Source organism: Streptomyces sp. AC627_RSS907 (assembly GCF_019049165.1).
In genome coordinates this window covers 1-752 of sequence record NZ_JAGMUE010001170.1, presented here as the reverse complement: position 1 = coordinate 752, position 752 = coordinate 1, and the positions used below count along the sequence as shown (strand labels likewise).

Genomic DNA, 752 nt, shown 5'->3' with positions numbered 1-752 from the left:
CCACCAACGACGGTTCCGAGACCACCGCACGCTCCGGCGCCGCGTTCGACAAGGAGTACACGATCCGGCTCGCCCGGGCGCACGAGGAGTACGGCTGGGACCGGGTGCTGTTCGCCTACGCGTCCGGCGCGCCCGACCCCGCCCCGGCCGCCGCGTACCTCGCCAGCAAGCTCGACTCCCTCCAGATCCTGCTGGCCCACCGGCCCAACGTCTCGTACCCCACCTTCGCCGCCAAGACGTTCGCCACCCTCGACCAGATCAGCGACGGTCGGCTGACGGTGCACTTCATCACCGGCGGCAACGACCACGAGCAGCAACGCGAGGGCGACACGCTCAGCAAGGACGGGCGCTACGCCCGCACCCGCGAGTACATCCAGCTCGTGAAGAAGATCTGGACCACCACGGAGCCCTTCGACCACGAGGGCGAGCACTACCGGTTCCGCGACTTCGTCGCCGACGTCTTCCCCGTCCAACAGCCGCGCCCCGGCGTCTCGTTCGGCGGCTCGTCGCCCGCCGCGTACGCCGCCGGCGGCGCCGAGGCCGACATCTACTGCCTGTGGGGCGAGCCGTTGGCCGAGACCGCCCAGCAGATCGAGGCGGTGAAGGCCGCCGCCGCGGCGGCCGGGCGCACCGACGTGCCGCGCATCCAGGTCGCCTTCCGCCCGATCATCGCGCCGACCGAGGAGCTGGCCTGGGAGAAGGCCCACCGCACGGTCGGCGCCATCAGGGCCCGGCGCGAGCAGGGGCGGCCC

1 protein-coding gene is annotated in these 752 nt (G+C 72.6%); it reads left to right on the top strand.

What is annotated here, in order from left to right:
* A partial coding sequence (locus KUM32_RS40890) for an LLM class flavin-dependent oxidoreductase (RefSeq protein ID WP_217146729.1) occupies positions 1-752 on the top strand: 752 nt, incomplete at both ends.